Source organism: Streptomyces sp. NPDC030799, assembly GCF_055572255.1.
Genome location: NZ_JBVIDS010000007.1, coordinates 40,222 through 63,902, shown reverse-complemented (window position 1 = coordinate 63,902; position 23,681 = coordinate 40,222). Strand labels below are relative to the sequence as shown.

The 23,681-nt window shown below is 72.2% G+C and carries 21 protein-coding genes; 10 read left to right on the top strand and 11 right to left on the bottom strand.

The genetic code is table 11. The features are described 5' to 3' along the window. Positions 1–58: 58 nt before the first annotated feature. The 3 genes from ACZ41I_RS18830 (at position 59) to ACZ41I_RS18820 (ending at position 1,975) form a co-directional block, all read left to right on the top strand. Positions 59–622 (top strand): hypothetical protein, encoded by a 564-nt coding sequence (locus ACZ41I_RS18830; RefSeq protein WP_363218666.1) that lies wholly within the window; start codon positions 59–61, stop codon positions 620–622. A gap of 197 nt (positions 623–819) precedes the next feature. After that, positions 820–1,206 carry a hypothetical protein gene (locus tag ACZ41I_RS18825; RefSeq protein WP_468324865.1) on the top strand — a complete coding sequence of 129 codons (387 nt, stop codon included), beginning with the start codon at positions 820–822 and terminating at the stop codon, positions 1,204–1,206. Between the two features lie 145 nt (positions 1,207–1,351). Continuing rightward, positions 1,352–1,975: an RNA polymerase sigma factor gene (locus ACZ41I_RS18820; protein WP_468514746.1), complete on the top strand. Its 624-nt coding sequence runs from the start codon at positions 1,352–1,354 to the stop codon at positions 1,973–1,975. Positions 1,976–2,107: 132 nt separating this feature from the next. Here ACZ41I_RS18820 and ACZ41I_RS18815 read toward each other — a convergent pair whose 3' ends face one another. From ACZ41I_RS18815 to ACZ41I_RS18790, 6 genes are all read right to left on the bottom strand, one after another. Next, positions 2,108–4,594, bottom strand: a complete 2,487-nt coding sequence (locus ACZ41I_RS18815; protein WP_468514613.1) for an ATP-grasp domain-containing protein — start codon at positions 4,592–4,594, stop codon at positions 2,108–2,110. Continuing rightward, the gene (locus ACZ41I_RS18810) at positions 4,591–5,949 is read right to left on the bottom strand and encodes a PLP-dependent aminotransferase family protein (protein ID WP_363220154.1); all 1,359 of its coding nucleotides are present in this window, start codon (positions 5,947–5,949) and stop codon (positions 4,591–4,593) included. Before ACZ41I_RS18810 ends, ACZ41I_RS18815 begins: the two co-directional genes overlap by 4 nt. After that, positions 5,946–6,836: a sugar phosphate isomerase/epimerase family protein gene (locus tag ACZ41I_RS18805; protein WP_468514612.1), complete on the bottom strand. Its 891-nt coding sequence runs from the start codon at positions 6,834–6,836 to the stop codon at positions 5,946–5,948. Before ACZ41I_RS18805 ends, ACZ41I_RS18810 begins: the two co-directional genes overlap by 4 nt. After that, positions 6,829–7,614 carry a 2OG-Fe dioxygenase family protein gene (locus tag ACZ41I_RS18800; RefSeq protein WP_363220151.1) on the bottom strand — a complete coding sequence of 262 codons (786 nt, stop codon included), beginning with the start codon at positions 7,612–7,614 and terminating at the stop codon, positions 6,829–6,831. The genes ACZ41I_RS18805 and ACZ41I_RS18800 overlap by 8 nt, the downstream gene beginning before the upstream one ends. Before the next feature lie 82 nt (positions 7,615–7,696). Beyond that, a complete protein-coding gene (locus ACZ41I_RS18795; RefSeq protein ID WP_363220150.1) occupies positions 7,697–8,020 on the bottom strand; it encodes a 2Fe-2S iron-sulfur cluster-binding protein in 324 nt (107 codons plus the stop codon). A gap of 137 nt (positions 8,021–8,157) precedes the next feature. After that, positions 8,158–9,444: an MFS transporter gene (locus tag ACZ41I_RS18790; protein ID WP_468514611.1), complete on the bottom strand. Its 1,287-nt coding sequence runs from the start codon at positions 9,442–9,444 to the stop codon at positions 8,158–8,160. A 238-nt stretch (positions 9,445–9,682) separates the two neighbouring features. On the opposite strand from ACZ41I_RS18790, the gene ACZ41I_RS18785 reads away from it, so the two are divergent. The 3 genes from ACZ41I_RS18785 (at position 9,683) to ACZ41I_RS18775 (ending at position 13,001) form a co-directional block, all read left to right on the top strand. Next, positions 9,683–10,906 carry an ATP-grasp domain-containing protein gene (locus ACZ41I_RS18785; protein ID WP_468514610.1) on the top strand — a complete coding sequence of 408 codons (1,224 nt, stop codon included), beginning with the start codon at positions 9,683–9,685 and terminating at the stop codon, positions 10,904–10,906. 338 nt (positions 10,907–11,244) lie between these two features. Next, positions 11,245–11,907 carry an RNA polymerase sigma factor gene (locus tag ACZ41I_RS18780; RefSeq protein WP_351238824.1) on the top strand — a complete coding sequence of 221 codons (663 nt, stop codon included), beginning with the start codon at positions 11,245–11,247 and terminating at the stop codon, positions 11,905–11,907. Beyond that, positions 11,907–13,001 carry a hypothetical protein gene (locus ACZ41I_RS18775; RefSeq protein WP_468514609.1) on the top strand — a complete coding sequence of 365 codons (1,095 nt, stop codon included), beginning with the start codon at positions 11,907–11,909 and terminating at the stop codon, positions 12,999–13,001. The genes ACZ41I_RS18780 and ACZ41I_RS18775 overlap by 1 nt, the downstream gene beginning before the upstream one ends. Positions 13,002–13,218: 217 nt before the next feature. Here ACZ41I_RS18775 and ACZ41I_RS18770 read toward each other — a convergent pair whose 3' ends face one another. Continuing rightward, entirely contained in the window at positions 13,219–14,115 is an 897-nt protein-coding gene (locus ACZ41I_RS18770; RefSeq protein ID WP_468324675.1) for a L,D-transpeptidase family protein, read from the bottom strand. A 78-nt stretch (positions 14,116–14,193) separates the two neighbouring features. On the opposite strand from ACZ41I_RS18770, the gene ACZ41I_RS18765 reads away from it, so the two are divergent. Both ACZ41I_RS18765 and leuE read left to right on the top strand, forming a co-directional pair. Further along, positions 14,194–15,774 (top strand): acyl-CoA mutase large subunit family protein, encoded by a 1,581-nt coding sequence (locus ACZ41I_RS18765; RefSeq protein WP_363216933.1) that lies wholly within the window; start codon positions 14,194–14,196, stop codon positions 15,772–15,774. A 33-nt stretch (positions 15,775–15,807) separates the two neighbouring features. After that, a complete protein-coding gene (leuE, locus tag ACZ41I_RS18760) occupies positions 15,808–16,461 on the top strand; it encodes a leucine efflux protein LeuE (protein ID WP_468324671.1) in 654 nt (217 codons plus the stop codon). Positions 16,462–16,479: 18 nt separating this feature from the next. Here the strand turns inward: leuE and ACZ41I_RS18755 are convergent, their stop codons facing one another. Then, entirely contained in the window at positions 16,480–17,865 is a 1,386-nt protein-coding gene (locus ACZ41I_RS18755; RefSeq protein ID WP_468514608.1) for an FAD-dependent monooxygenase, read from the bottom strand. Between the two features lie 71 nt (positions 17,866–17,936). Here ACZ41I_RS18755 and ACZ41I_RS18750 point away from each other — a divergent pair, with 71 nt between their 5' ends. Then, a complete protein-coding gene (locus ACZ41I_RS18750; RefSeq protein ID WP_468324665.1) occupies positions 17,937–18,587 on the top strand; it encodes a TetR/AcrR family transcriptional regulator C-terminal domain-containing protein in 651 nt (216 codons plus the stop codon). Between the two features lie 13 nt (positions 18,588–18,600). Here ACZ41I_RS18750 and ACZ41I_RS18745 read toward each other — a convergent pair whose 3' ends face one another. From ACZ41I_RS18745 to ACZ41I_RS18735, 3 genes are all read right to left on the bottom strand, one after another. Further along, positions 18,601–19,767, bottom strand: coding sequence for an acyltransferase family protein (locus ACZ41I_RS18745; RefSeq protein WP_468514607.1), 1,167 nt, complete (start codon positions 19,765–19,767; stop codon positions 18,601–18,603). Between the two features lie 82 nt (positions 19,768–19,849). Then, positions 19,850–21,184 (bottom strand): alpha-2,8-polysialyltransferase family protein, encoded by a 1,335-nt coding sequence (locus ACZ41I_RS18740; protein ID WP_468514606.1) that lies wholly within the window; start codon positions 21,182–21,184, stop codon positions 19,850–19,852. Further along, positions 21,181–22,158: a glycosyltransferase family 2 protein gene (locus ACZ41I_RS18735; protein WP_468514745.1), complete on the bottom strand. Its 978-nt coding sequence runs from the start codon at positions 22,156–22,158 to the stop codon at positions 21,181–21,183. Before ACZ41I_RS18735 ends, ACZ41I_RS18740 begins: the two co-directional genes overlap by 4 nt. Before the next feature lie 198 nt (positions 22,159–22,356). Between ACZ41I_RS18735 and ACZ41I_RS18730 the strand changes: the two genes are divergently transcribed. Next, positions 22,357–23,670, top strand: coding sequence for a DUF6716 putative glycosyltransferase (locus ACZ41I_RS18730; protein ID WP_399763881.1), 1,314 nt, complete (start codon positions 22,357–22,359; stop codon positions 23,668–23,670). Positions 23,671–23,681: the final 11 nt, after the last annotated feature.

Below are 23,681 nucleotides of genomic sequence, written 5' to 3'. Positions count from 1 at the left end.
GCAGTAAGGGGAAGTGCGGGCTCCGTATGGGGCGGCGCCCTGGCAAGGGAGACATTTCATGAGCCTGGTGGAACTGATCGCACAGGCCGACGAACGCGGACTGGCGGCCAGCGGGTTGGCTTGTCTGGATCGGTGCCTGCCTCTGCTCGGCGCCGACGACGAGCTGCTGCGCCCCCTGTGGGCGAGCCTCGCCGACGGCTCCGGCTGGGGTGCGAGCCTGGAGAAGGCCCGCGGGGCGCTCGGTGCCGAGGAGTCCGACGACGACGAGGTCGCGCGGCTGGTCCGCCGCATGCTGCAGGCGGTCCCGGCCGAGCGCACCGCCGACGCGGTGCGGCCCTGGGCCGACGCCTGCTCGGTTGCCGCGCTGCGGATACACCGGCTGCTGGATCCGGCGGCGGACGGCACGGAGGCGGGGGACGGACTGGACGCCGGGCGCGCGGGAGACACGGCCGACCTGCCTCCGCTGGTCGCGGCGGAGCTGCGGCGGCAGACGGCGGTGCTGGAACTGCTGGCCGAGCACGGCCCGCACGGCCTTCGCCGCGCGCTGGATCTGTCGATCGAGGGGCGGCGGGTGCTGCGGGCCGTGGTGTCACGGCGGGCGCGCAACGAGTCCGGTGCCTGAGAGGCGCACCGGCGGGCGGTAAGGGGCGGGCGACGGACCCGCACCGGCTCTGCGGCGTTCAAACCCCCTGGCTGCGCGAGTCCTGTGACCGTCGTGCGGTCGGCGTGGGGTGGTTCTGCGGTGGTTGCCGCAACCGTACTGAACGGCGTGACAGTCGGCCGGAGACGGCCGCTTTCCCCTATGTGACAACCCAGTACCTGACAGCACAGCAGGAGACCAGGCCGCCCGCCGCGGCGAAGCCCGTGCGGTGGGCCGCGGACACCGTGGCGACGATGCGCGAAGGCGCCCGGGTACGGCTCGACTACTCGGCGCAGAGCCTGTGGCGGGTCGACCGGATGATCGAGGAGATAAGCCGTGAGGGACCGCCGTACGCCGCTGTCGAGAGCGTGCTGCGCGGCTTCGGCGCCTACGCCGGTGAGGTGATCGTCCGCCAGACCGGCGCCGAGTGGTGGGCGACCGGCGGCGACCACTGGGTGCGCACCCCCGACGGCAAACTCTGGGACCCCATCGACGAGGCCCGGCGCGTCTACCGCGGCAGCGGCTCGCTGCGCCTGCTGTGCCGCGACGCGACGAGCTCCCGCTGACCGCGAGGACCCCGGCTCCCACTCCTGTGACACTTCTGCGCGGCGCGGCGCAGATCATCGTGGAGGCGGGGACACGGCCTGAGCGTGTCGGACCGTGAGGGACGCGCCACGCAGTGGCCATGAACTCGGCACGAACGAGGACGTCTTGGGCCAGGGAGGGGAACCCCGGCGCCCGCAGCCGCGGGACCGGGAGCTGGGCGAGGCCGTCGCGCGCGCCCAGCAGGGCGACGAGGCCGCCTTCGCGGTGGCCTACCGGATCGTGCAGCCCGGCCTGCTGGGCTTTCTCCGCGGCCTCGTCGGCGAGGACGCGGAGGACGTGGCCGCCGACGCCTGGCTGCAGATCGCCCGCGACCTCGGCAGGTTCCAGGGCGACGGCGCCGGCTTCCGCGGCTGGACCGCGACCATCGCCCGGCACCGGGCCCTGGACCTGCTGCGCCGCCGGCGGATACGGCCCCGGGCCGCGCCGCTGGAACAGGACGTGCTGGAGCTGCCCGGCCGGCACAGCACCCACGACGAGGCCCTGGAGTCGCTGTCCACGCAGCGGGCGCTGGAACTGGTGCGCGGGCTGCCGCGCGACCAGGCCGAGGCGGTGCTGCTGCGGGTGGTCGTCGGCCTCGACGGCCCGGCCGCCGCACGCGTCCTCGGCAAGCGCCCCGGCGCCGTCCGCACGGCCGCGCACCGCGGGCTGAAGCGCCTCGCCCGGCACCTGGGCGCCGGGAGCGCGGCGGACGAGGGTGCGGCGGACGAGGACAGGAACGGGCATGCGTGAACGGGGTCGCGGAACCTCGCCCCTGCCGGTGGACGCCGTCCGGGATCGGCGACGCTGCGGTGCGTCAGCGGCCGGCCCTCCCGCGGCCGCAGGGGACCAGCCGCTGCGCTCGCCCCGCTGACGCGACCCGCCCTACTGCGGATCCGCGGCGTCCCGCACATCGAAGCGCACGGCCGTGTGGGCCGCTTCGGCCCGGGTGACCGCCTCCTGCCGGGTCGCGCCGACCGCCAGCACGTAGCCCTGGCGGCTGCCGGAACCGGTGAGCGGGCCGAGCCGCTGGCCGGGGCGCACGGTGGCCCTCACCTCGACCACACCGGGCAGCTTCCGGGCCTCCTCGACCCCTTCGACGCCCTCCAGCACGACGTTCTCGTGCGCGAAGAACCGGATGGCGGCGCCCCCGGCCGAGGCCGGGAGGACGGGGGTCTCGACGCCGAGCAGCCCGGCCGCGGTGGCGGCGGCCAGCCGTACGCCGGTGACGAGTTCGACCATCTCCCAGATCTGGTCCCCGCCGAAGCGCGTCTGGGTCTCGATGACGGCGAGTGAGCCGTCGGCCCGGAGCATGACCTCCGTGTGGGCCGGTCCCCAGCGGTGTCCCAGGGCGGTGAGCAGCGCGCCGGCCGTGTCCGCGACCGACTGTGCCACGGCCGGTTCGAGGGCGGCCGGCATCTGGTGGCCGGTCTCCACGAACGAGGGGGCGCCCGAGGTCAGCTTCTCGGTGACCGCGACCACTTGATGGGCGCCGTCCAGGGTGAGTGTCTCGACGCTCAGCTCCCGACCGGTGACGTACTCCTCCGCGATCACTGCGGCCCCCGTGTTCCCGGCCCGGTGCCAGCCCTCGGCGGCCTCCGCCGGAGTACGGGCGAGGGTCACACCGCGGCTGCCGGAGCCGTCGGCCGGTTTGACCACCACGGGGGTGCCGAGCTCGCGCTGGAAGGCGGCCGCTTCACCGGCGTCCGCGCACACCCGGTGGCGTACCGTCGGCAGCCCGTGGGCGGCCAGCAGGTCGCGCATCAGGCCCTTGTCCCGGCTGTGCCGTACGGCCCGTACCGGGTTGTGCGCGATGCCGAGGTCCTCACCGATCAGCGACGCGGTGAGCAGATGCTGTTCGGCGAAGGAGAGCACGGCGTCGAAGGGGGCCTCCCCGCGGTGCAGGGACCCGGCCATGGTCCGTGCCCACGCGGGGTCCAGCTGCTCGACGAGGAACAGGCCGTCGGCGCGCCGCTCCTGCAGCTCGCTGAGGTTGGCGCGTTCCTGGAGGAGCGTGATGCGCACGTCGAGGCCGGCGATCGAACGGAACCCGGAGTCCTTGCCGCCGACGATCAGAAGGTGCGGCCGGCCCGCCGACGGGACCTTCCGTGCCTCGGACGGGCGGGTCTGCACCAGGTCGGACATCTGCCACACCGCCGTGATGTCGCGCAGGAGATCGGCGGGTCCGTCGGCCGACAGCTCGGCCGACAGGATCTGCCAGTGCCCGTGTGCCGCGGTCCCGGCGGTCGCACCCGGTGCGTGGTAGAGGCTGTGCCCGGCGTACGTGGGCAGGGAGGTCACGCGGTCGAAGCCACGCAGGCCGGTGAAGACGCCGGTGTCGCGGGCGAACGGTGTGACGATGCCGAAGGGCCGGTCGTACCGGGGCGTCAGGTCCGGTTTCTCGCCGCGCAGCACCGCGGCGTAGGCGTCCATGAAGGAGATGCCGTGGGCCTGGTGGAGGACTCGGGCGCGGTGGCCGCCCGGCCGGATGCCCACCTCCAGCAGCCGGGGGCCCTGCGGGGTGAGGACGAACTCGACGTGTGCGGCGCACAGCCGCAGGCCCATGGCCCGGACGGCATCGACCGCGAGCCCGGTCATCCGGTGCTGGTCCTCTGCGTCGGCGCGGCTCGGAGCGAACCGGGCGAAGTGGTGGAAGTCATCACCGCCGAGGTCGGCGCCGGTCAGGACGTCGACGACGGGACTCGGCCACGGTGTGCCGTCGCGGTCGACGACCAGGTCCACCGAGTGGTTGCTCCCCGACAGGAACTCCTCGACCTGAAGGGCGGTGAACCGCTCCGGCATCCCCTTGGCCCGGACGTGCTCGGCGACGCCCTGCCGGACCTGCTCGAAGACCTCGGCCGCGGCCTCGGGTCCCGGCACGGTGAGCACGAACAGGCTGGAGTAGAGCGCCGCCGGTTTCACCACCACGGGCCAGCCGTTCCGCTCGCCGAAGTCCACGACGTCGGCCGCCGATCCGGCCCGGCCGTAGCGGCCGGTACTGGACGGCCCGATCCGCTCGGTGAAGAGCCGCCGCATCAGTTCCTTCGAGCGCAGCGCGGCGACCTCGTCCACCGGCAGCGCGGGCAGGCCGAGTACGGCGAGGAGCCTCGCATACGGCTCGACGTACGCCTCCCGCAGGTTGAGCACGCAGGCCGCGGACTCCTCACGGAGCCGTCCGGCGAGGGCCGTCAGGCCCTCGGCACCCTCTTCGGGGTCCCATGGCACGACCGTGTCGAAGGCCTCGTCGTCGGCGCACCAGCCCCGGGAGCGGACATCGCGGATCAGACCGACCCGCAGGCCGGACGCCCGCAGCGGCTCGAACTCGCCGTACCGGGCGTTGCCGAGGAAGAACACCGTGTCGGGTGTGGTCATCTCGTCCTCTCCGTCGTGTCCGTGTCGTCGAATCCGTAGGCGACGGAGGAGAACGATCCGGCGAGCGCGGCCACCTGCGCAGCGACCCCGCCGGGCGGGCCGTCGGCCGTCCCGTCCGCCGGGCCGGCGTGCGCAGCCCGCGCCATGAGTTCGGCCAGGCGGGCCATCTCCGCTTCCCGCATACCGCGGCGGGTGACCTCCTGGACACCCACCCGGAGCATCACCCGTCCTTCGACGGGGCGTGCGTTCAGGGCCAGTCCGGCCCGTACGAGCCGGCCGGCGACCGCGTAGCCGCCGAGACGGCCCGGCCGGTCCGGGGCTTCGAGCAGCAGTACGTGGCTCTGACTCTCCCGGGCGGCATGCGGCGGGCGGAACACGGTGAAGCCCTCCTCCCGCAGTGCCGTGGCGAGCGCCGCCCGGTTCGACAGCATCTGCCGGGCGTACGCGGCGGCGTGGACGCCCATCTCCAGAGTGGTGATGTAGTTGGCCAGGGTCGGGCCGGTCTGCTGGGAGGAGATCAGCGCCTGGCCCATGCGGTCGGAGAAGTCCCGGCCGGCGTCGGCGTCGGCGAAGGCGACAAGGCCCTTGTGCGCGCCGGGGAAACTCTTGTGCGTGTTGCCCTGGACGATGTCGCAGCCCTCGCCGAGCGGGTCCTGGAAGGCTCCGCCCGCGACCAGGCCCAGCGTGTGCGAGGCGTCGTAGACCAGCAGCGCGCGGGTGCCGACGGCGGCGCGGAGGCTCGGGACCGGCAGCGGTACGAGCGGCACGCCGTGGTCGAGGAAGACCATCGCGCCCGGGTCCCGCCGCCACAGGTCGGTGAAGCCGGCCATGTCGACGGTTCCGGCTTCGGCGGACCAGGGCAGGTACGCCGAGCGGCGGCCCATCGACTCCAGCAGGGGCCGGGTGGCGAAGTGGCCGCCGTTCTCGGGCGCGATGGAGTACACCAGGGCGCCCGGGGCGGTCAGGAGCGCGAACACCGACATCGTGGCGTGCAGTCCCGACAGCGGCCGGAAGTCCACCCAGGCGGCGCCCAGCAGTGCGCGGGCGGTCCCGACCGCTTCCCGCTCCAGCCGGTCGACGCCGGGATACGCGGCCGTGAGCAGCCCGGAGCGCAGCACCGGGTCCAGCCCGCGGCGCTCCTCTTCGTATCCGATGAGGTACCGGTTGGCCAGCGGTCCGTGCAGGGCCGCCGTGGCCGTACGGGAGAGCACGTTCTCGAAGGCGGCCAGGTTGACCGTGGTCGCGACCCGTTCCTCGTCCGCCCGTACGCCGCCCAGCAGCTCGGCCACGTGCTCGCGGGGACCGGGCCGCGGCAGGCGCAGGTCCGGATCGGCGACGGCCGGCGATGTGGTCATCCCTCGCCCCGCAGGCGGGCGCCCTCGGCGTCCCAGCGGCGGCGGAAGTCAAGGGCGGCCTCCAGGTACTGCTCCGGTCGGTAACCCTTGGCGAACTCCTCGACGACGGCGGCGCCGTCGAAGCCGTAGGTGCCGAGCTTCTCCAGCGACCCCCACAGGTCGAAGTCGCCCTCGCCGATGGGGATGTGGGTGTGGTCGGCGCCCTTGATGTCGGCGATGTGGGCCGTGCGGACGTACGGGGCGACCATGGCCAGCGCCTCGTCGTAGTCGCCGCGCGGCAGGTGGACGGTGGCGAGGTGGGGGACGTCCAGGGTCATCCAGGTGCCGGTGCTCCGGCACAGCTCGACGTGCTCCTCCGGGGAGAACACCACGTAGCGGGGGCGGTTGGCGCCCATGTTCTCGATGCACAGCTGCACACCGGTGCGGGAGAGCAGCGGCTGGACGCGGTCCAGCGAGGAGCGCAGCACGTCGAGGAGCACGTCGTTGGGCCGGCGGGACATGTAGCCGGGGTGGTATGTCACGCGCTGCACGTCCAGGTCCGCAGCGAGGTGGACGGCCCGGCGCAGATAGTTGATGGACTCCGCGCGCTCCCGCTCGTCGGGGGAGACCAGGTCGGTGTGCGGGCCGTACCACGCGGCGTGCACCGACACGTCCAGTCCGTGCTTGTCGATGACGCCGCGCATCCCCTCGACGATCCGCTCGTACTCGGGTCCGTCGGCTCCGAAGAGGACCTCCTGGGCCTCCTCGGCGATCTCGAACTCGATGTCGGTGAAATGCCCGGCGAGGAATTCGAGGTGCTCCACGATCTCGGCGGGGTTGTCCCAGATGTTGGTGGAGAAACCCATGCGCGGGCGGGTGGGAGCGGTCACGGGAGCGGTATCAGTCACGGGAGGTCCCTTTCGTCGGTTCAGTACGGGAGAAGAAGTCGATGAGGAGCATGTCGCGGACGCCGGTGCCCGCTCCGGGAGAGGCGGTGACCGGTGACACGTCGTGGAACACCCGGCGGTCGTCCAGCAGGATCGACTCGAAGGGTTCGGTGAGCCGGGCCTGGTGGATCTGCCGGCGGTCGAGGTCGTACAGGCGGGACTCGGCACCGAGCACGCCCTCGCGGCGGATGAGTACCTGTCCGACGTAGTGGTGGCCGTCCTGGTGGATGCCCTCCGGGGCGGGGTCGCCGGCCGCGTCGGTGCGGGCGACCACGCGGATCTGGTGGACGCCGCAGGTGTCGACGGCCTCCCGGTCACCGGCCGGGAGGAGGCCCCTGAAGGCTCGTACGACGGCTCTCAGGGCGGCGCCCTCGGCCACGTCCGGGTGGAGCGGGGCGAACGTCCGGGGTACTCCGCCGACGAGCCCGTTCACCGCGCGGTCCTGGATGAAGGGGCGCTGCGGCAGGCGTTCCAGATCCGTGCCGGTGCACCGGAATGCGTTGTAACGCCGGTACCGGTAGGGGTTGTCGGTGCCGAGGTAGGCGTCCGCCGGCAGGTCGTTCCAGGAGTCCGTGAAGCGCTGCGCGGCCTCGCGCGGCACGGCGCCGAGGGCTTCTTCGACGAAGGCCGGCGGGAGGTGCAGGAACGGGGCTTCTGGGAACCCGGCCCCGCGGTCCGGGCTGTCGGTACGGGCCGGCGCGGTGGGCGGGGTGGGTGCTCTCAGAGGTGTCGTGGTCATGGTTCCTTGCTCTCGCGGACGGGCGGTGATCGCGGCAGTCGCTGTCGTCACGGCGGTCGCCGGGTGAGAACCGCGCGCGGGTTCAGGTCTGGCTCTCCGGGACGCGTACGACGAGGCCCGCGAGGTCTTCGCCGATGGTCAGCCGGCAGCCCAGACGGCTGTTCGGGCGGCGTTCCTCGGCGGTGTAGTCGAGCATCTCGTCCTCGTCGTCGCCGAGTTCCGGCAGGGGCGCCCCGTCGACCTCCTCGACAAAGACGTGGCAGGTCGCGCAGACCAGGCGGCCACCGCACTGACCGAGGATTCCGTCGATCGCGTCGTCCACCGCCACGTCCCTGACGGTCGTGCCGGCGGGTGCGTCCACGACGGAGCGCAGGCCATCGGGATGGACGAAGGTGATCTGAGGCATGGTGTGAGGGTCCGCGCTCTCTGTTCGAAGGATCGGATGGATTCCGGAGGGTCGGATGCCGTCGGCCAAGAGGGAAGGAAGGGCGAGGGAGAAGGGCGGGGGAGAAGGGTGGGGTGCGACCGCTCGGGCGGCCCGGATCACTCCTGGCGTGCCGCCGCGTCAGCGGTGCCGGGGGCGTGTCTGGCGCTGTCCGCGCCCGAGGTGACTGCCGTGTCTTCCGTGCTCGCCCTGGCTGGGCGGCCCGACCACACCGCGACGCCGGACGCGGCCAGGAAGAGGGCCGCCACCACCCCCCACGCCCACAGGTGCAGGGGCAACAGCACACCGACCAGCAGCGCCGGGCCGACGATGCGCTGCCCCGTCATTCCCATGCTGAAGGTCGCCAGATAGCGCGCCCGGGCGGCCTGCGGCGCCAGGACGAAGGAGAGTTCCCAGCTCGCCACCGAGTGCAGGTTCTCCCCCACGGTGAGGGCGACGACCGCGGCAGCGGCCAGAGCGAGCGCCGGCCACCGTGGCACTTCCTCGGCCAGGGCGAACAGCCCGCAGCTGAGGCAGAGCGCCACCGCCGTCACCTTCAGCAGCCGCAGGGAGCCTCGGACCGTGGTGGCGAAGCGGTGCACGTAGGCCTGCAACAGGATCGTGAGAACCGTGTTGACGGCGAGCAGGACGGACAGCCAGGCGTGCGGCAGGCCGGTCCGCTGCACGATCCAGACCGGTATCAGGACCAGGAGCAACGAGTCGTACAGCGAGAGGACGCCGTTGGCCGCGGTGAACACCAGGAACCGCATGTTGCGGTACGGCGCCTGGACCGCGGCCCTGTCGGCCGCGGGAGCCGGCCCCGCGGCCACCTGCGCGACCCGCACCGCCCACCGGGCCATCCCGGCGATCACCAGGAACGACGCCCCGTTCACCAGGAACACGGCCTGGAAGGCGAACGGCACACCGAGGCCGAGTACCACACCCGCGGTGAGCAGGCCGGCCGTGAGACCGGCGTTGCGCACCGCGCGGATGGACGCCAGGGTGCGGGTCCGCTCCTCGCCGCCGGCCACGTTCGAGACGATCACCTGGAGCAGGGGGGAGCAGGCCCGGTCGGCCGCGCACAGCAGGCAGGTGAGCACGGCATAACCGGAGAATTCATGAACGAAAGCGTATGCCCCGTAACCCGCCGAGCGAATGCACATGAGTACGAGATAAATGCGTACCGCGCCATAACGATCGGCGATATGACCCAGTGGCAGCGGGCTCACAAGACCGAATAAAGCAGCTATCGAGAGCACCGCCGCGACATGGGCCGCGGGAAATCCCACGACGCCCACGAAATACAGTGTCGAAGCGGCCATGAAGAGCCCGTTGCCGAACGAGTCGACCAGCGCTCCGCCCACCATGATGCGGCTGCCGCGCTTCGCGGGTGTGACTGATGTCACGACCCGTGCAAGACTTCTCACCCGCACGAATTCCCCCGAACCGCGCCTCTTTGGTCTTGATCACCTTCACCGTAACGGACGCTCTGGTCACTGACAAGAGTGATCTGAAACAACATCCCGAACCTGTCCGTTGAGCCCACTTGGAACGGCTTTCCTGCGAGACTTGCCGCCATTGACCGCCGGAGTTTCAGAGCACAGAATTCGGCAGGTCCAGAACACTGCTGCCCCGGAGATTCCCTTGCCCCGCACCGCGCCCCCGCCCCACGCTCTTCTGGTCGGCTGGAAGCCGCTGGCGATCGATGCTCTCCGGGCGGAGGACTGCTCGGTCACATGCGTGGTGAGCGCGACCGACGCGGACCGGGCCCGGGGCGCGGCCGGCGCGGAGGTCCTCGTCGCCGGCGAGGCCGGAAGCACCGAGGACGTCCTGTTCGCGCTGGCGCGGGCCGGGCTTTCCCCCGACGGCTTCGACCTGGTGACGAGCGGCCAGGAGTACTCCCTGACGACCGCCGCGGCCGTCGGCGCGCTCGGTGGTGTCCGGGCACTGCCGCTCGATGTGGCCGTCGCCCTCCGCGACAAGTACGTGCAGAAGCGGCGGATCAGGGCGGCCGGGATCGCGACCGCCCGATGCGGGATCGCGCCGACTCCCCGGGACGTCGTTTCGACGGCACGGCACGCGGGTGGGTTTCCGGTGGTGGTCAAGCCGCAGGCCGGCGCCGGGGCGCGGAACACCGTCCGCCTGGCCTCGGCGGCGGAGGCCGATCGCTGGGCCGCCTCGGCCGGCCAGGGCCCCTGGCTGGTCGAGGAGTTCGTCCCAGGCGCCGAGCTGCACCTGGACGGTGTCGTCCGGGACGGCCGCACCCTGGTGCTGAGCGCCTCGCGGTACCTCCGCAATGTGATCGACGTGCATTCCGGGGCCCTGGTGGGGTCCGTCCGGGTCACCCCCGAGGAGGAGCCCGGGCTCTACTCCCGGGCGGGCGCCCTGACCGACCGCGCACTGGCCGCCCTCGGACACTCGGACGGGGTGTTCCACCTGGAGGTCTTCGAACAGTCCGACGGGTCCCTGGTGTTCGGCGAGTGCGGCGGCAGGGTCGGCGGCGGACGCATCGACGAGGTGACGCGCCGCGCCACCGGGGCCGACCTCCACCGGCACTGGGCCGCCGCGGCGCTCGGCACCACGCCGCCGGAGGCCGGAACGCCGAGCGGCGGGTCCCTGGGCTGGGCCTTCCTCACCGCTCCGGCGGGCCGGGTCGTGTCGATACCCGACGAACAGCAGTTGCTGCGGCAGCGGGGCGTCGTGGCCGCCGCCGTCACCAAGGGGCCGGGCGACCTCGTCGGGCCCGTGGTCAAGTCCTTCGACCGGGCCGGCGACATCGTCGTGGCCGGCCGGGACGCCGCCGAGGTCAGGGCCCGGCTGGCGGACTGTGCGCAGTGGTTCCGGGCCGGCGTGACGGTCGCCGCGTGAGCCCCCGCAGCGGGTGCGGCCGACGATCCGGCACCTGAGGCCTCCGAGGAGAAGTAATCCTCGTCACCCGGCGCACCCCGTGCAGAGCGAACGGCCGGGGCCGCCACCCCCCACAGGAGAGGCCCCGGCCGTCGCGCGGACGGGCCGCGCACGACCCGTACTTGATACAGCGCCAGGAGTGCGTTTTCTGTCACACCCCGGCCCCGTCCGCCCTCACCCTGCGCACATCCGTACCCGGTCACGAGTTAGTTGCATCTTCTACGGACATGGACGAGGAGCGGTTTGACGCCGTAACGTGCCTTTCGCGCCGACCGGCAAACAGGCGTAAAGGGAGTGCGGTGCTGGGGGACGACGCGGAGCTGACCGCCGCGGTGCGTGCGGCACAGGACGGAGACGAGACCGCATTCCGTACGGTGTACCGCTCCGTGCAGCCACGCCTGCTCGGATATGTGCGGACACTGGTCGGTGATCCGGACGCCGAGGACGTCGCGTCCGAGGCCTGGCTGCAGATCGCCCGCGACCTGGACCGGTTCAGCGGAGACGCCGACCGTTTCCGCGGCTGGGCCGCCCGGATCGCCCGCAACCGCGCCCTGGACCACATACGCATGCGCGGCCGCCGTCCTGCCATAGGCGGCGACGAGACGGAGCTGACCGGCCGGGCCGCCGAGTCCGACACGGCCGGCGAGGCCATCGAGGCGCTGGCCACCGACAGCACCCTCTCCCTCATCGCGCGGCTCCCGCAGGACCAGGCCGAGGCGGTCGTCCTGCGGGTCGTCGTCGGCCTGGACGCCAAGAGCGCCGCCGAGACCCTCGGCAAACGCGCCGGTGCCGTGCGCACCGCGGCGCACCGCGGTCTGAAGCGGCTCGCGGAGCTGCTCGGCGAGGATCCGGAATCGGCGGGCGTGCTCGACGCGCTCCCACCCCAGCGAGAACCGCGCGGCCGCGCGGTGTCGTCCGCAACTGTGACGCATACGCGTGCGCGGACGCAGAAGGACATGTGATGGCCGACGAGCAGGACAAGTGGCTGAACCGTGAGACCGCGGAACGCCTGCTGCGCGGTGAGCCGCTGGAAGCCGTCGACGCCTCCGCCCGTGACCAGGCCGAACGCCTCTCCAGGGCACTCGGCGCGCTCGCCGCGGAGGCGGCCCCCGCGAGCGGTGAACTCCCCGGCGAACAGGCCGCCTTGGCCGCGTTCCGCAAGGCCCGCGAGGCCGCCGGGACCGAACGGACCGCTGCCGCCCCCGGCCCTCGCCGCGCCGGTGGTGCCTCCCGCCGGCCCGTGCCCGGTGCCGACGCGGGCCTGATCCGCATCGGCGTCCCGGGCCGTACCGGAACCCCGGCCCGCCGCCCCCGCTGGGGCCGCCCGGTGCGGCTGGCGCTCGCCGCCGTGGTGGCCGCGGGCACCCTCGGCGGCGTCGCCATGGCCGCCGGCAGCGGGATGCTGCCTACGCCGTTCGGGCCCGAGAAGCACGGCCCCGCCTCCTCCGTCTCCCCCGACGCGACCGCCACGGCGCCGTTCGCCTCGGTCCCGCCCCGGGGCACCTCGGGCACGACGCAGGGGCCGGACGCGCCGAGCGGCGGCCCGGATGCGCACCGCGGCGGCGCCTCCGGAGAGGCCGTCGGACCGGACGGCCGCACGGGCAGGAGCCACGCCCCGGGCGCCGGCGAACCCTCCGGCACTCCCGGCCGACGCTGGAAGGACGCGGCCGCGGCCTGCCGGGACCTCCGGGACGGCAGGGAACTGGAGGCCGGCCGCCGGCGCGCGCTGGAGAACCTGGCGGGCGGCAGCGCACGCGTGAGCCGGTACTGCAAGCTCGTCCTGTCCGCCGCCGACCTGGCCGACGGCACGAAGAGCGGCGGCAAGGGCGACGAGAGCGGCGGCAGGGCCAAGGGCAACAGCGGGGGCGGCGGCAAGACCAGGGGCGGGGGCAAGGACAAGGGCACGGGCGACGACGACGGCAACCCCGGCCGGGGCCGCCCCGGTCACCCGGGCAACGGCGGCGGTCACCCCGGCAAGGGCCGGGCCGGCGCCACGGCCCTGCACGGCACCGGTTCCGTTCCAGCCCTGAAGCCGACCCCAGCAAACCGCGTCTGACCTGCGGTTTCGTACGTCGCGAAAATTTCTTCCCGCAAGGTGTGACGTTTTCGGAGCCCGGGACGCAGTACTGAGTGAGCCGACTGGTCATCGGCCGTCGCACTGAGCCGGGGTTCCCCCCGTACCCACGGCTCGTGCACCTGGCGCGGGCGGGACACGTTCCCCCGGTCCCGCCCGCGCCCCGCAACCCTCACCCCACCGGTCGTCACCAGCGGATTCACCAGTGGATGACGACCTTGTCGCCCACCCGCACCTGCGCGAACAACTGGGCGATCGCCGCCTCGTCCCGGACGTTGACACACCCGTGCGAGCCGCCCGCGTACCCCCGCGCTGCGAAGTCGTACGAGTAGTGCACGGCCTGGCCGCCGCTGAAGAACATCGCGTACGGCATCGGCGAGTGGTAGAGCGTGGACACCCAGTGCCGTGCCTTCCAGTAGACGTGGAAGACACCTTCGCGGGTCGGCGTGTACTGCGATCCGAACCGCACCGCCGTCGTCGACAGGGTCCGGCCGTCGACCATCCAGCGCAGCGTCCGCGTCGTCTTGTCGATGCACAGCACACGTCCGGTCATGCAGCGCGGGTCGGGCGCACCGGCGGGCTGGCCGCCCATCCGGTACAGCTCCCAGGTTCCGGGCGCATGGGTCATCCGCACCAGCCGCTCCCAGGTGACGGAGTCCACGCGCCCGGTCTGCGGCAGCCCGCGCTTGCCCTGGAAGCCCCTGACGGCCTGCTCGGTCAGAGCGCCGTACGTCCCCGTCGGTCCGTCGAACAGCCACTCCGCCTGGCGCAGCCGCGCCTGCAGCTGCCGCACGCCCGGCCCGCTGTCGCCACGCGACCACAGCACCCGGGGCGCGGGAGCGGGCGGTACGGCCGGTGACCGCTGGGCCGTCCGGGTGGGATTCGCCGGGAGGCTTGCCGGAGGCTGTCCGGGTACCTGTCCCGAGGTCTCTCCGGAGGTCTGCGCGGAGGTCTGTTCCGGGGGCTGGACGTGCACCGGTGCCCGGGGTTTGCCGTCGGTGTCCACGGGCTGCACGGTGCAGCCGCACAGGGCGGTGAGTGCGGTAAGGGCGGCGGCCGAGGTGACTACGGCGGCCGGTCGTCGCGAGATCCTCATGCCGGGGATGCTTCCCCGCGTGACCGCCGCCGAACGACGGGGCATGGTGAGGGTGACAGGACGTACTGCGGAGGATCCATGGCGCGTGAGTCGGAGTCGGGACTGCCGATCGAGCCGGTCTACGGGCCGGAGGCCCTCCAGGGCTGGGATCCGGCCGGGAAACTGGGCGAACCGGGCACGTACCCGTTCACCCGCGGGGTCTACCCGAGCATGTACACCGGCCGTCCCTGGACCATGCGCCAGTACGCCGGTTTCGGTACGGCCGCCGAGTCCAACGCCCGTTACCGGCAGCTGATCGCCCACGGCACCACTGGTCTCTCGGTCGCCTTCGACCTGCCCACCCAGATGGGCCATGACTCCGACGCGCCCCTCGCCCACGGTGAGGTCGGCAAGGTGGGCGTGGCCGTCGACTCGATCGAGGACATGCGGGTGCTGTTCGACGGCATCCCGCTCGGCCAGGTGTCGACGTCGATGACGATCAACGCGCCGGCGGCGCTGCTGCTCCTGCTGTACCAGCTGGTGGCGGAGGAGCAGGGAGTACGGGCCGACCAGCTGACGGGCACCATCCAGAACGACGTGCTGAAGGAGTACATCGCGCGCGGGACGTACATCTTCCCGCCGAAGCCCTCCCTGCGACTGACCGCGGACATCTTCAAGTACTGCACCGCCGAGATCCCGAAGTGGAACACGATCTCGATCTCCGGCTACCACATGGCCGAGGCGGGAGCGTCACCCGTCCAGGAGATCGCGTTCACTCTGGCGGACGGCATCGAGTACGTCCGCACGGCGGTGGCTGCGGGGATGTCCGTGGACGACTTCGCGCCCCGCCTGTCCTTCTTCTTCGTGGCCCGTACGACGCTGCTGGAGGAGGTCGCCAAGTTCCGTGCGGCGCGCAGGATCTGGGCGCGGGTGATGAAGGAGGAGTTCGGCGCGAGGAACCCCAAGTCGCTGATGCTGCGCTTCCACACCCAGACGGCCGGGGTCCAGCTGACGGCCCAGCAGCCGGAGGTGAACCTCGTCCGGGTCGCCGTCCAGGCCCTGGCCGCGGTCCTCGGCGGCACGCAGTCCCTGCACACCAACTCCTTCGACGAGGCGATCGCGCTGCCGACGGACAAGAGCGCGCGGCTGGCGCTGCGGACGCAGCAGGTGCTGGCGCACGAGACGGACGTGACGGCGACGGTGGATCCCTTCGCGGGTTCGTACGCGGTCGAGCGGATGACGGACGAGGTCGAGGAGGCGGCCGTCGACCTGATGAGGAGGGTCGAGGACCTGGGCGGGGCGGTCGCGGCGATCGAGCGGGGCTTCCAGAAGGCCGAGATCGAGAAGAACGCCTACCGGATCGCGCAGGAGACGGACTCCGGGGAGCGGGTGGTCGTCGGCGTGAACCGCTTCCAGCTGGACCAGGAGGAGCCGTACGAGCCGCTGCGTGTCGACCCGGCCATCGAGGCCCGGCAGGCGGAACGCTTGGCGAAGCTGCGGGCCGAGCGGGACCAGGGGGCGGTGGACGCGGCACTGGACGCGCTGCGGAAGGCGGCGGAGGGAGAGGACAACGTGCTGTATCCGATGAGGGAGGCGTTGCGCGGGCGGGCGACGGTGGGGGAGGTGTGCAACGCCCTTCGGGGAGTTTGGGGGGCCTACGAGCCCTCGGAGGTGTTCTGAGCGGTGTCGTACCCCTGTGCGACACTCCCTTCCATGTTCGGTGTCGTCGATCTCCCCACCTACCTCGCGGGACTGATCCTGATCGTCCTGCTGCCCGGCCCCAACTCCCTCTACGTCCTCTCCGTCGCCGCCCGCCGCGGAGTCCGGGCCGGATACACCGCCGCCGCCGGGGTCTGGTGCGGGGACACCGTGCTGATGACGCTGTCCGCCGCCGGTGTCGCGTCGCTGCTGAAGGCCAACGCCGTGCTGTTCGGGATCGTGAAGTACGCCGGTGCCGGGTATCTGACCTGGCTGGCGATCGGCATGCTGCGTGCCGCCTGGCAGATGTGGCGGACGCGGCAGGAGAAGGCCCCGGAGGACTCCGCCGCGGCCGCCGCGGTCACCGACGAGCGGCCCTTCCGGCGCGCTTTCGTCGTGAGCCTCTTCAACCCCAAGGCGATCCTGTTCTTCGTCGCCTTCTTCGTGCAGTTCGTCGACCCCCACTACGCCTACCCGGCCCTGTCCTTCGTCGTCCTCGGCGCCTTCGCCCAGCTGGCCAGCTTTCTCTATCTCAGCGCGCTGATAGTCAGCGGGACGCGGCTCGCCGCGGCGTTCCGGCGGCGCAAGAGGCTGTCGGCCACGGCCACTTCGGCAGCCGGGGCGTTGTTCCTGGGGTTTGCCGTGAAGCTGACGCTGGCCAGCGCCTGACGCTCCGCGGAAGGGTGCTCACACGCACGGCGCTTCGAAGACTCCCGCTCGTCGCGCGTACTCCGCCAGGCCCTCCGTGGTCTCTCCCGCCCAGCCCACATACCCGTCCGGGCGGACCAGGAAGACGCCCGGGCCGTAGGACTCCGGTGCCGCGGGCAGCGTCCGCACGCCGGCGTGTGAGGTCTCCGCGCCGAGCAGGGTCCAGTGCGGACCCCTGAACGCGTCGAACAGACGGACGCCGGACACCGTGCCGTCCGGGGCGCGGTCGCCCGCGCGGAGTCCGGCGGGGCCCACACGGGTCTCCACGCTCAGCGACGACTCCCGGTAGCCCAGTTCGAGCTGCAGCGTCGCCCTTCCGCGCCGGACTTCGCCGCGGTGCACGCTGGTCGACAGGTCCAGCATGGCCGCCGCGTTCGACCGGCGCTCCTCCTCGTAGGTGTCCAGGAGCGAGTCCGGTGCCCCACGCAGTACCGCGCCCAGCTTCCAGCCCAGGTTGTAGGCGTCCTGGACGCTGGTGTTCAGGCCCTGCCCGCCGGCCGGGGAGTGGATGTGCGCCGCGTCGCCCGCGAGGAAGACGCGGCCCGCCCGGAACCGGTCCGCGAGGCCGGTGCGCGGCCGGAAGTCCGAGGCCCAGCGCAGCTGGGTGACGTCCTCGGCGTCCAGGTGCGTGTACGCCGCCACCAGCTTGCGCACGCCGTCGAGGGACAGCTCGGGTTCCGTGCCCTGCGCGAGGCGCGCCTGCAACTGGAAGTCGTCCGTGCCGGCGAGGGGGCACAGGGCGACGCCGGTGCCGTCGGGGCCCGGGAAGGTGTGCCAGTGTTCGCGGTCCAGGCCCGTCAGCCGGATGTCCGCCACCAGGAACGGCGCGGGGTCGACCGGCTCGCCGGTCATGCCGACGCCCAGTGCGCGCCGGACGGCCGACCGGCCGCCGTCGGCCGCGACGACGTACCGGGCGCGGGCGGTCGTACCGTCGGCGAACCGCACGGTCACGCCGTCCGCGTCCTGCTCGACGCCGGTCACCTCGCGCCCGAAGGAGACCTCCCCGCCCAGCTCGGCCAGCCGGGTGTACAGCACCTCCTGGGTGCGCCACTGAGCGATCATGAGGGGGTCGGTGTGGGGCGTGCCCTCGTCCGGCTCGATCGCGTCGAACATCGGCTGTGCGCCGATCCGCTTTCCGTCCTTCCAGATCATCCGGGCCGGATACGGGCCGCCCGCCGCCCGGATCGCCTCCAGCACGCCCAGGTCGTCGAAGACCTCCTGGGTGCGCGGCTGGAGTCCCTTGCCGCGCGAGCCGGGGAACAGGCCCTCGGCCCGCTCCACCACCAGCGCCTCCACCCCGCGCCGCGCGAGGTCGATGCCGAGGGTCAGACCCGTCGGGCCCGCGCCCACGATCAGGACATCCATCACTATTCTCCTTAACGCCGTTAAGTGCCGTCGTCCATGAGAGTGCCCTTAACGCTGTTAAGCTGTCAAGTGTGAGTCCTGAGAAACGCGCACCCCTGGATCGCCGACGCGTCGCCGACACCGCGCTGCGCCTGCTGAACGAGGTCGGCCTGGACGGCCTGACCCTGCGGGCCATCGCCAAGGAGCTGGACGTCAAGGCGCCCGCGCTGTACTGGCACTTCAAGGACAAACAGGCGCTGCTGGACGAGATGGCGACGGAGATGTACCGGCGGATGGTCGCCGGTACCGCGCTCGACCCCGCCGACACCTGGCAGCAGCGACTGCTGAAGGCGAACCGCGGACTGCGGGCCGCGCTGCTCGGCTACCGCGACGGGGCGAAGGTGTTCAGCGGCTCACGTTTCACGGGCACGGACCACGCCGCCGAACTGGAGGCGAACCTGCGCCTGCTGACGGACGCCGGCTTCACCCTCGTCCAGGCGGTCCACGCGGGCCGCACGGCGAACGCGTACACCATCGGCTTCGTCACCGAGGAGCAGGGCGTCAGGCCCCTCCCGGGCGAGCGCCGGGAGGGGTACGACGTCGAGGAACGCGCCCGGCGGATGGCCGAGTACCCGCTCGCCGCGGAAGTCGGACAGCTGCTCTTCGACGGCTACGACGAGCAGTTCGAGGAGGGGCTGGCACTGGTGATCGCGGGCATCGGGGCCCGGTACGGAATCAGCTGAGCGGACGGCCGGTTCACCATCCGGGACCGGGAGAACGGCCCTCCGGCCTCCGCCCCTTGAGCGCCCGCTTCAGCCGCGGCCCGAACGGCTTCTCCACGAACCGGTGGATCAGCCACGCCAGCAGCAGCATGCCCACGACGGTCACGATCAGCGTCGGCCACGCGGGCAGGCCGAGACCCCGGTGCAGCACCCGGATGACGAACCAGCCCAGGTGCTCATGGACCAGGTAGAACGGGTACGTCAACGCGCCGGCCGTCACCAGCCAGCGCCAGGAGGCCCACCGCGTCCAGCCCATCGCCACCGCGGCGACGGCCGCGAAGGCGACGGTGACGATCAGGACGACGACATGGGGGTCACGGTGGGGGTGCGGGCCCCACAGGCCGCGGGTGGCCTCGCTCTGGGCGAGCAGCCAGGACATCGCGACGATGCCCCACGCCAGCAGATCGCTGCCGAAGCGGTGGATCAGGTACAGCGCCAGTCCGCCGATGAAGAAGGGGGCGTACTCGGGCATGACCACCTGGTTCAGCAGCACGTTGCCGGACGAGTGGCACAGGACGGCCGCCAGCGTCCAGACGCAGGCGAAGAGCACGACCCGGCGGTGGGTGACCCCGCGCAGGACGACGAGCAGGGCGAAGAGGGCGTAGAAGCGCACCTCGACCCAGAGCGTCCAGCACACCCCGAGGACGCGGGTCGCACCCATCGGCTGCTGCAGCATGGTGAGGTTGACGAGGAACTCGTCCAGCCGGACCGGGTGCACCACGACGGGCAGCGCGAGGGACGCGCCCGTGATCAGGACCAGTGCGACCCAGTACGCGGGATACAGACGCGCGACGCGGGAGCGGAAGAAGTCGCCGAGGGTGCGGCCCCAACTGCTCATGCAGATCACAAAGCCGCTGATCACGAAGAAGAACTGCACGCCGAAATTGCCGTAGACGGCCGCCCGGGACAGGGCCGGGAAGAGCTGGGCCGGGCTCCCGTGCCAGGACGCGGAGACCGGGCCGCCGCGACCGGTGTAGTGGTAGAGGCAGACCATCAGCGCGGCGACGAGCCGCAGACCGTCCAGGGCGAGCAGGCGGCCCCGGCCCCGGCCGGGGGCCGGCGGGACGGGGGCCGCCCGGGATATGACCCGGGATATCAGCGGCCCGGGTTCGGCGGTGAGGCCGGGGCGTGAAGCAGCCATGTGTGGTGTTCCCTCCTGGTTCGGTCGCAAGGTCCAGCTGCCGATGGCTCCCCGGCCGCGCGCGCGGCCCCGCCCCCGCCGGTCAACCGCGCGCCGACCGGCGCAGGCTGCGCGCCTTGCGGGCCACCCGGCGGACCGTCGCGTTGCGCGGGATGAACGCCAGCTGGGCGGGCACCCCGCCGGGCAGGGCCAGCGAGGACAGGCGCCGGCGCTTGAAGTAGCGCAGGGTGTGCGGGTTCAGATGCCGTGCGAGCCAGGTCTCGGCCTCGGAACGCAGCCGCGGGTAGATCTTCGGCTGCATCGCGAAGCCCACCGCGCGGATCAGCGCGCCGAGCGCCTCGACGTCCATGCCCGTGCGCTGCTCGGTGACCGCGGCACGGTCGCCGAGGTCGGGCAGGAGCGCGTCCACGAGGGTGACCGGGACGCGGTTGCTGTTCTCGTACGGCGTCAGCCGCTCCAGCAGCACCTCGGTGCCGATCCGGGCGACCGGCAGGCCGTACAGCGCCTGGGCCGTGAGCAGGGCGGTGGAGAAGCAGCCGACGACCAGCGCGGGACGCATCCGCTGGTACAGCACCTCGGCGAGGACCGGCGTGTCGAGCACGGTCAGCTCGGCCTTCAGCTCCTGCGCCGCCTGCTCCAGCGAGCGGGTGAAGCGGGCCGGTGCGGACGGGTGCGGCTTGAACACCACCTGGATGTGACCGAGCGCCACCGCGCCCTTCAGCATGCGGACATGCAGGTCCTCCTCCTGCTCGGCGGTGAGGATGTCCAGCGCCGACAGGTACTGGCCGAGCAGCAGCGCGGGCTCCTCGACCTCGGGCAACCCCTCTCCCGAGGGGGCGAGTCCGGCGAGCACCTTGGTGAAGGCGGCCGTCGGCACGATCTCGCCCGGCACGCCGAACTCCGTGAGCAGCAGCGGCTTCAGACCCGGCACGAGATCCAGGTGCAGCACCCGGTCCACGCGGGTGCCGATCAGCGGGTCGATCTTGTTACGGGTGGGGCCGTAGCTCATCAGGCCGTCGGCGTACACCGTCACCGGGGCGCCGGTGAAGATCTGCGCGAGCGCCAGGGAGGGGTTGACCTGGATGGACTCGACCGCCAACGTCACGTCGTCGTCGCCCAGTCGCCACTCGTGGCGCAGGAACCTCTCCCACAGCGGCAGATCGTCCCCGCGGGGTGCCCAGCCGCCCGGGTGGAACGGGAAGAGGGTCTCGTTGTACGAGATCACGTCGTCGAAGCGGTCGCGCAGCTTCTCGAAGCCGGGTGCCTCGTTCAGCGCGGGCGTGGTCTCGGGCGTGGCCGCGTTGTTGCAGACCAGCAGGATCCGCCGGTCGGCCGGGCGGAAACAGCCGGAGTCCAGGGCGGCGGCGAGCGTGGCCGTGCCGTACAGCGTCGACGCCTGGAAGATCTGGGTGGTCACGCGGCGGCCCCCGCGGGGGCGGGACGGCGGCGCAGCCGGCGCAGCTTGGTGGCGCGCTGGAGATCCATGGAGTCCAGCGCCTCGTCCAGCACGTCCTGCGGCATGCGCCGCAGGGCGGCGGCACTCATGGATTTCAGTTTCTTCGCCACCGCGGGCTCGAACCTTTCGATGGATCCCAGATGATGGGAAATGATGGCGCAATAGGTGCGGACGGCCTTCGGGAGCAGCCGGCCGGCATCCCGGTCCTGCGCCGTTTCCGCGATGACCTGATCGAACGCGCGAATGAAATCGAGCTGCCGGACATCACCGATCTGCGTGAGCGAGGAGGCGACTCCGCGCCGGTAGAACACACCGAGCAGACTCACCGCGGCGAAGGATTCCGCCTCCCGGTGCAACTTCCAGATCCACGGCCGGTCCTCGGCCGTGCGCAGCCCGTCGGTGAAGTGCAGCACCCCCTTGTCCACGAGCCGCCGGTGGTAGAAACCGGCCCACGCGTACGCGTAGTCCACCGAGGTCGACCGGTCGGCCGGCAGGATCGCCGCCCGCGGGTCCAGCACCACGTTCCGCCGGCCGACCGGCACCCGGAACACCTGGCGCGACCGCCCGGTGCACTGCACATGGTCGGTGCGGATGAAGTCGCAGCCCAACTCCTCCATGGCCGCAACCGCTTGCGCGAAGTAGCCCGGGGCGAGCCAGTCGTCCCCGTCCAGGAAGGTCAGATACGCGCCGCGCGCCCGGTCGATACCGGTGTTGCGAGCGGTCGCCAGCCCTCCGTTCCGTTCGTGCCGGACGTACACGGCCCCGGGCAGCTCGCGCTCCGCGCGCGCGAGAATCCCTGGTGTCTCGTCACGGGAACAGTCGTCGACGAGAATGAATTCGAAGTCCTCACGCGCGTTCGCCTTCAGGCTCCTGAGCGTGTCGGGTGCGTATTGCTGCACGTTGTAGAACGGCACGATGACGGAGAGCTTGACCACGTCAGGGACGTTAGGGCGAAGCCCGTCATTCGTCTTGACCGTCCGCTTGATGCTGGGTGAACGGCACGTGGCGAAGCTGTGAACCGGGCTTTTTCCGCGCGCCTTCACGGCCCGATTCGCCATTCGGCGATGTGCTGTTAACCGTTTGTTGCATTCCGGTTGGGCGGAACCTCTCAATGGCTTCCTAGCGTCTTCGGCGTGCCAGCAAGTGCTAAGAAGTCCCTGCGGGTCGCGGTCCTCGCCGATTCCGACACCCGGTGGAAGTGGGGCGCGCTCACCGCGCAGCGCCTCGCCCCCGCCGATGCCGAGATCCGGCTCGACGGCTACCTCCTGCGGGGACGCGCCACCCCGACAGCCCGCCAGCTGAAGGAGGTCGGCGTCCGCGCGGACTCCCTCCGCGAGGTCACCGGCGTCGAGTTCCTGCGCACCATGGGCGACTCGTCGTACGACGTCCTCGTCCTGGCGCTGGTCGGCGGCGGCGTGCAGGCGATGCTGCACGGGCTGCGCGCCGCCTGGGCGGGTGCCGCCCGGCGTCCCGTCGTCGTCACCGGCTACGTCGGTGTCGTCTACGAGAAGCTCGCCGACGGGCTGCTGCTGCGGCACGGCGCGGACCTCGTCCTCGCCAACTCCCGCCATGACGCGGACCGGTTCCGGGCCGTGTACGAGGGTGTGGGCGCCGACGCCTCCTCGGTCACCGAGGTCGCGCTGCCCTTCCTCGGGGGTGCGCCGTACACCGGCGAACACGACCCGTACACCGTGGTGTTCGCCGCCCAGCCGTCCGTCCCGGACAGCCGCAAGGACCGTACGTACCTGCTGAACCGGCTCATCCGGCACGCCCGCAAGCACCCCGAGCGCGAAGTGCTGCTGAAGCTGCGCTCCAAGCCGGGCGAACACACCACCCACATCGAGGAACTGCCGTACCAGAAGCTGGTCCAGGGCACGGACCTGCCCGCCAACCTCCGCCTGGTGTACGGCCACATGGGCGAGGTACTGGACCGTACCGACCTCCTCGTCACCGTCAGCTCCACGGCCGCCCTGGAGTCTCTGCACCGCCGTATCCCCACGGTGATCCTGACCGACCTGGGCGTGCGTGAGGTGCTCGGCAACCACCACTTCACCGGCTCGGGCTGCCTGGCCTCCTGGGACCAGCTGGACGCCGGGCACCGGCCGGTGGCCGACGAGGAATGGGTCGCCCGGCAGGGAGTTGCCGCCGACGGCACATACGGCACGGCCTTCGACACCGCACGCGCACGCATCGCCAAGCTGCTCGACCGCCCCGGCGGCCTGCCGCCCCTGACCCCCTACTACACCCCCGAGACCGCACCCGGCTATCTGCCCGGCATCCTCGCCCGGCACCACCTCGGCCCCGACGGCGTCCCGCTGCCCGGCGCGCCCGCCGCCGACAAGGAGCCCGGACCGGTCCGCCAGATCGTGCGCCGCGCCGCGCGTGGCGCCTACCGCCACGGCGTACAGCGGGTCGCCCCGGTGATCCGCCGGATGGGGGAGCTGTGACCTCATCGCAA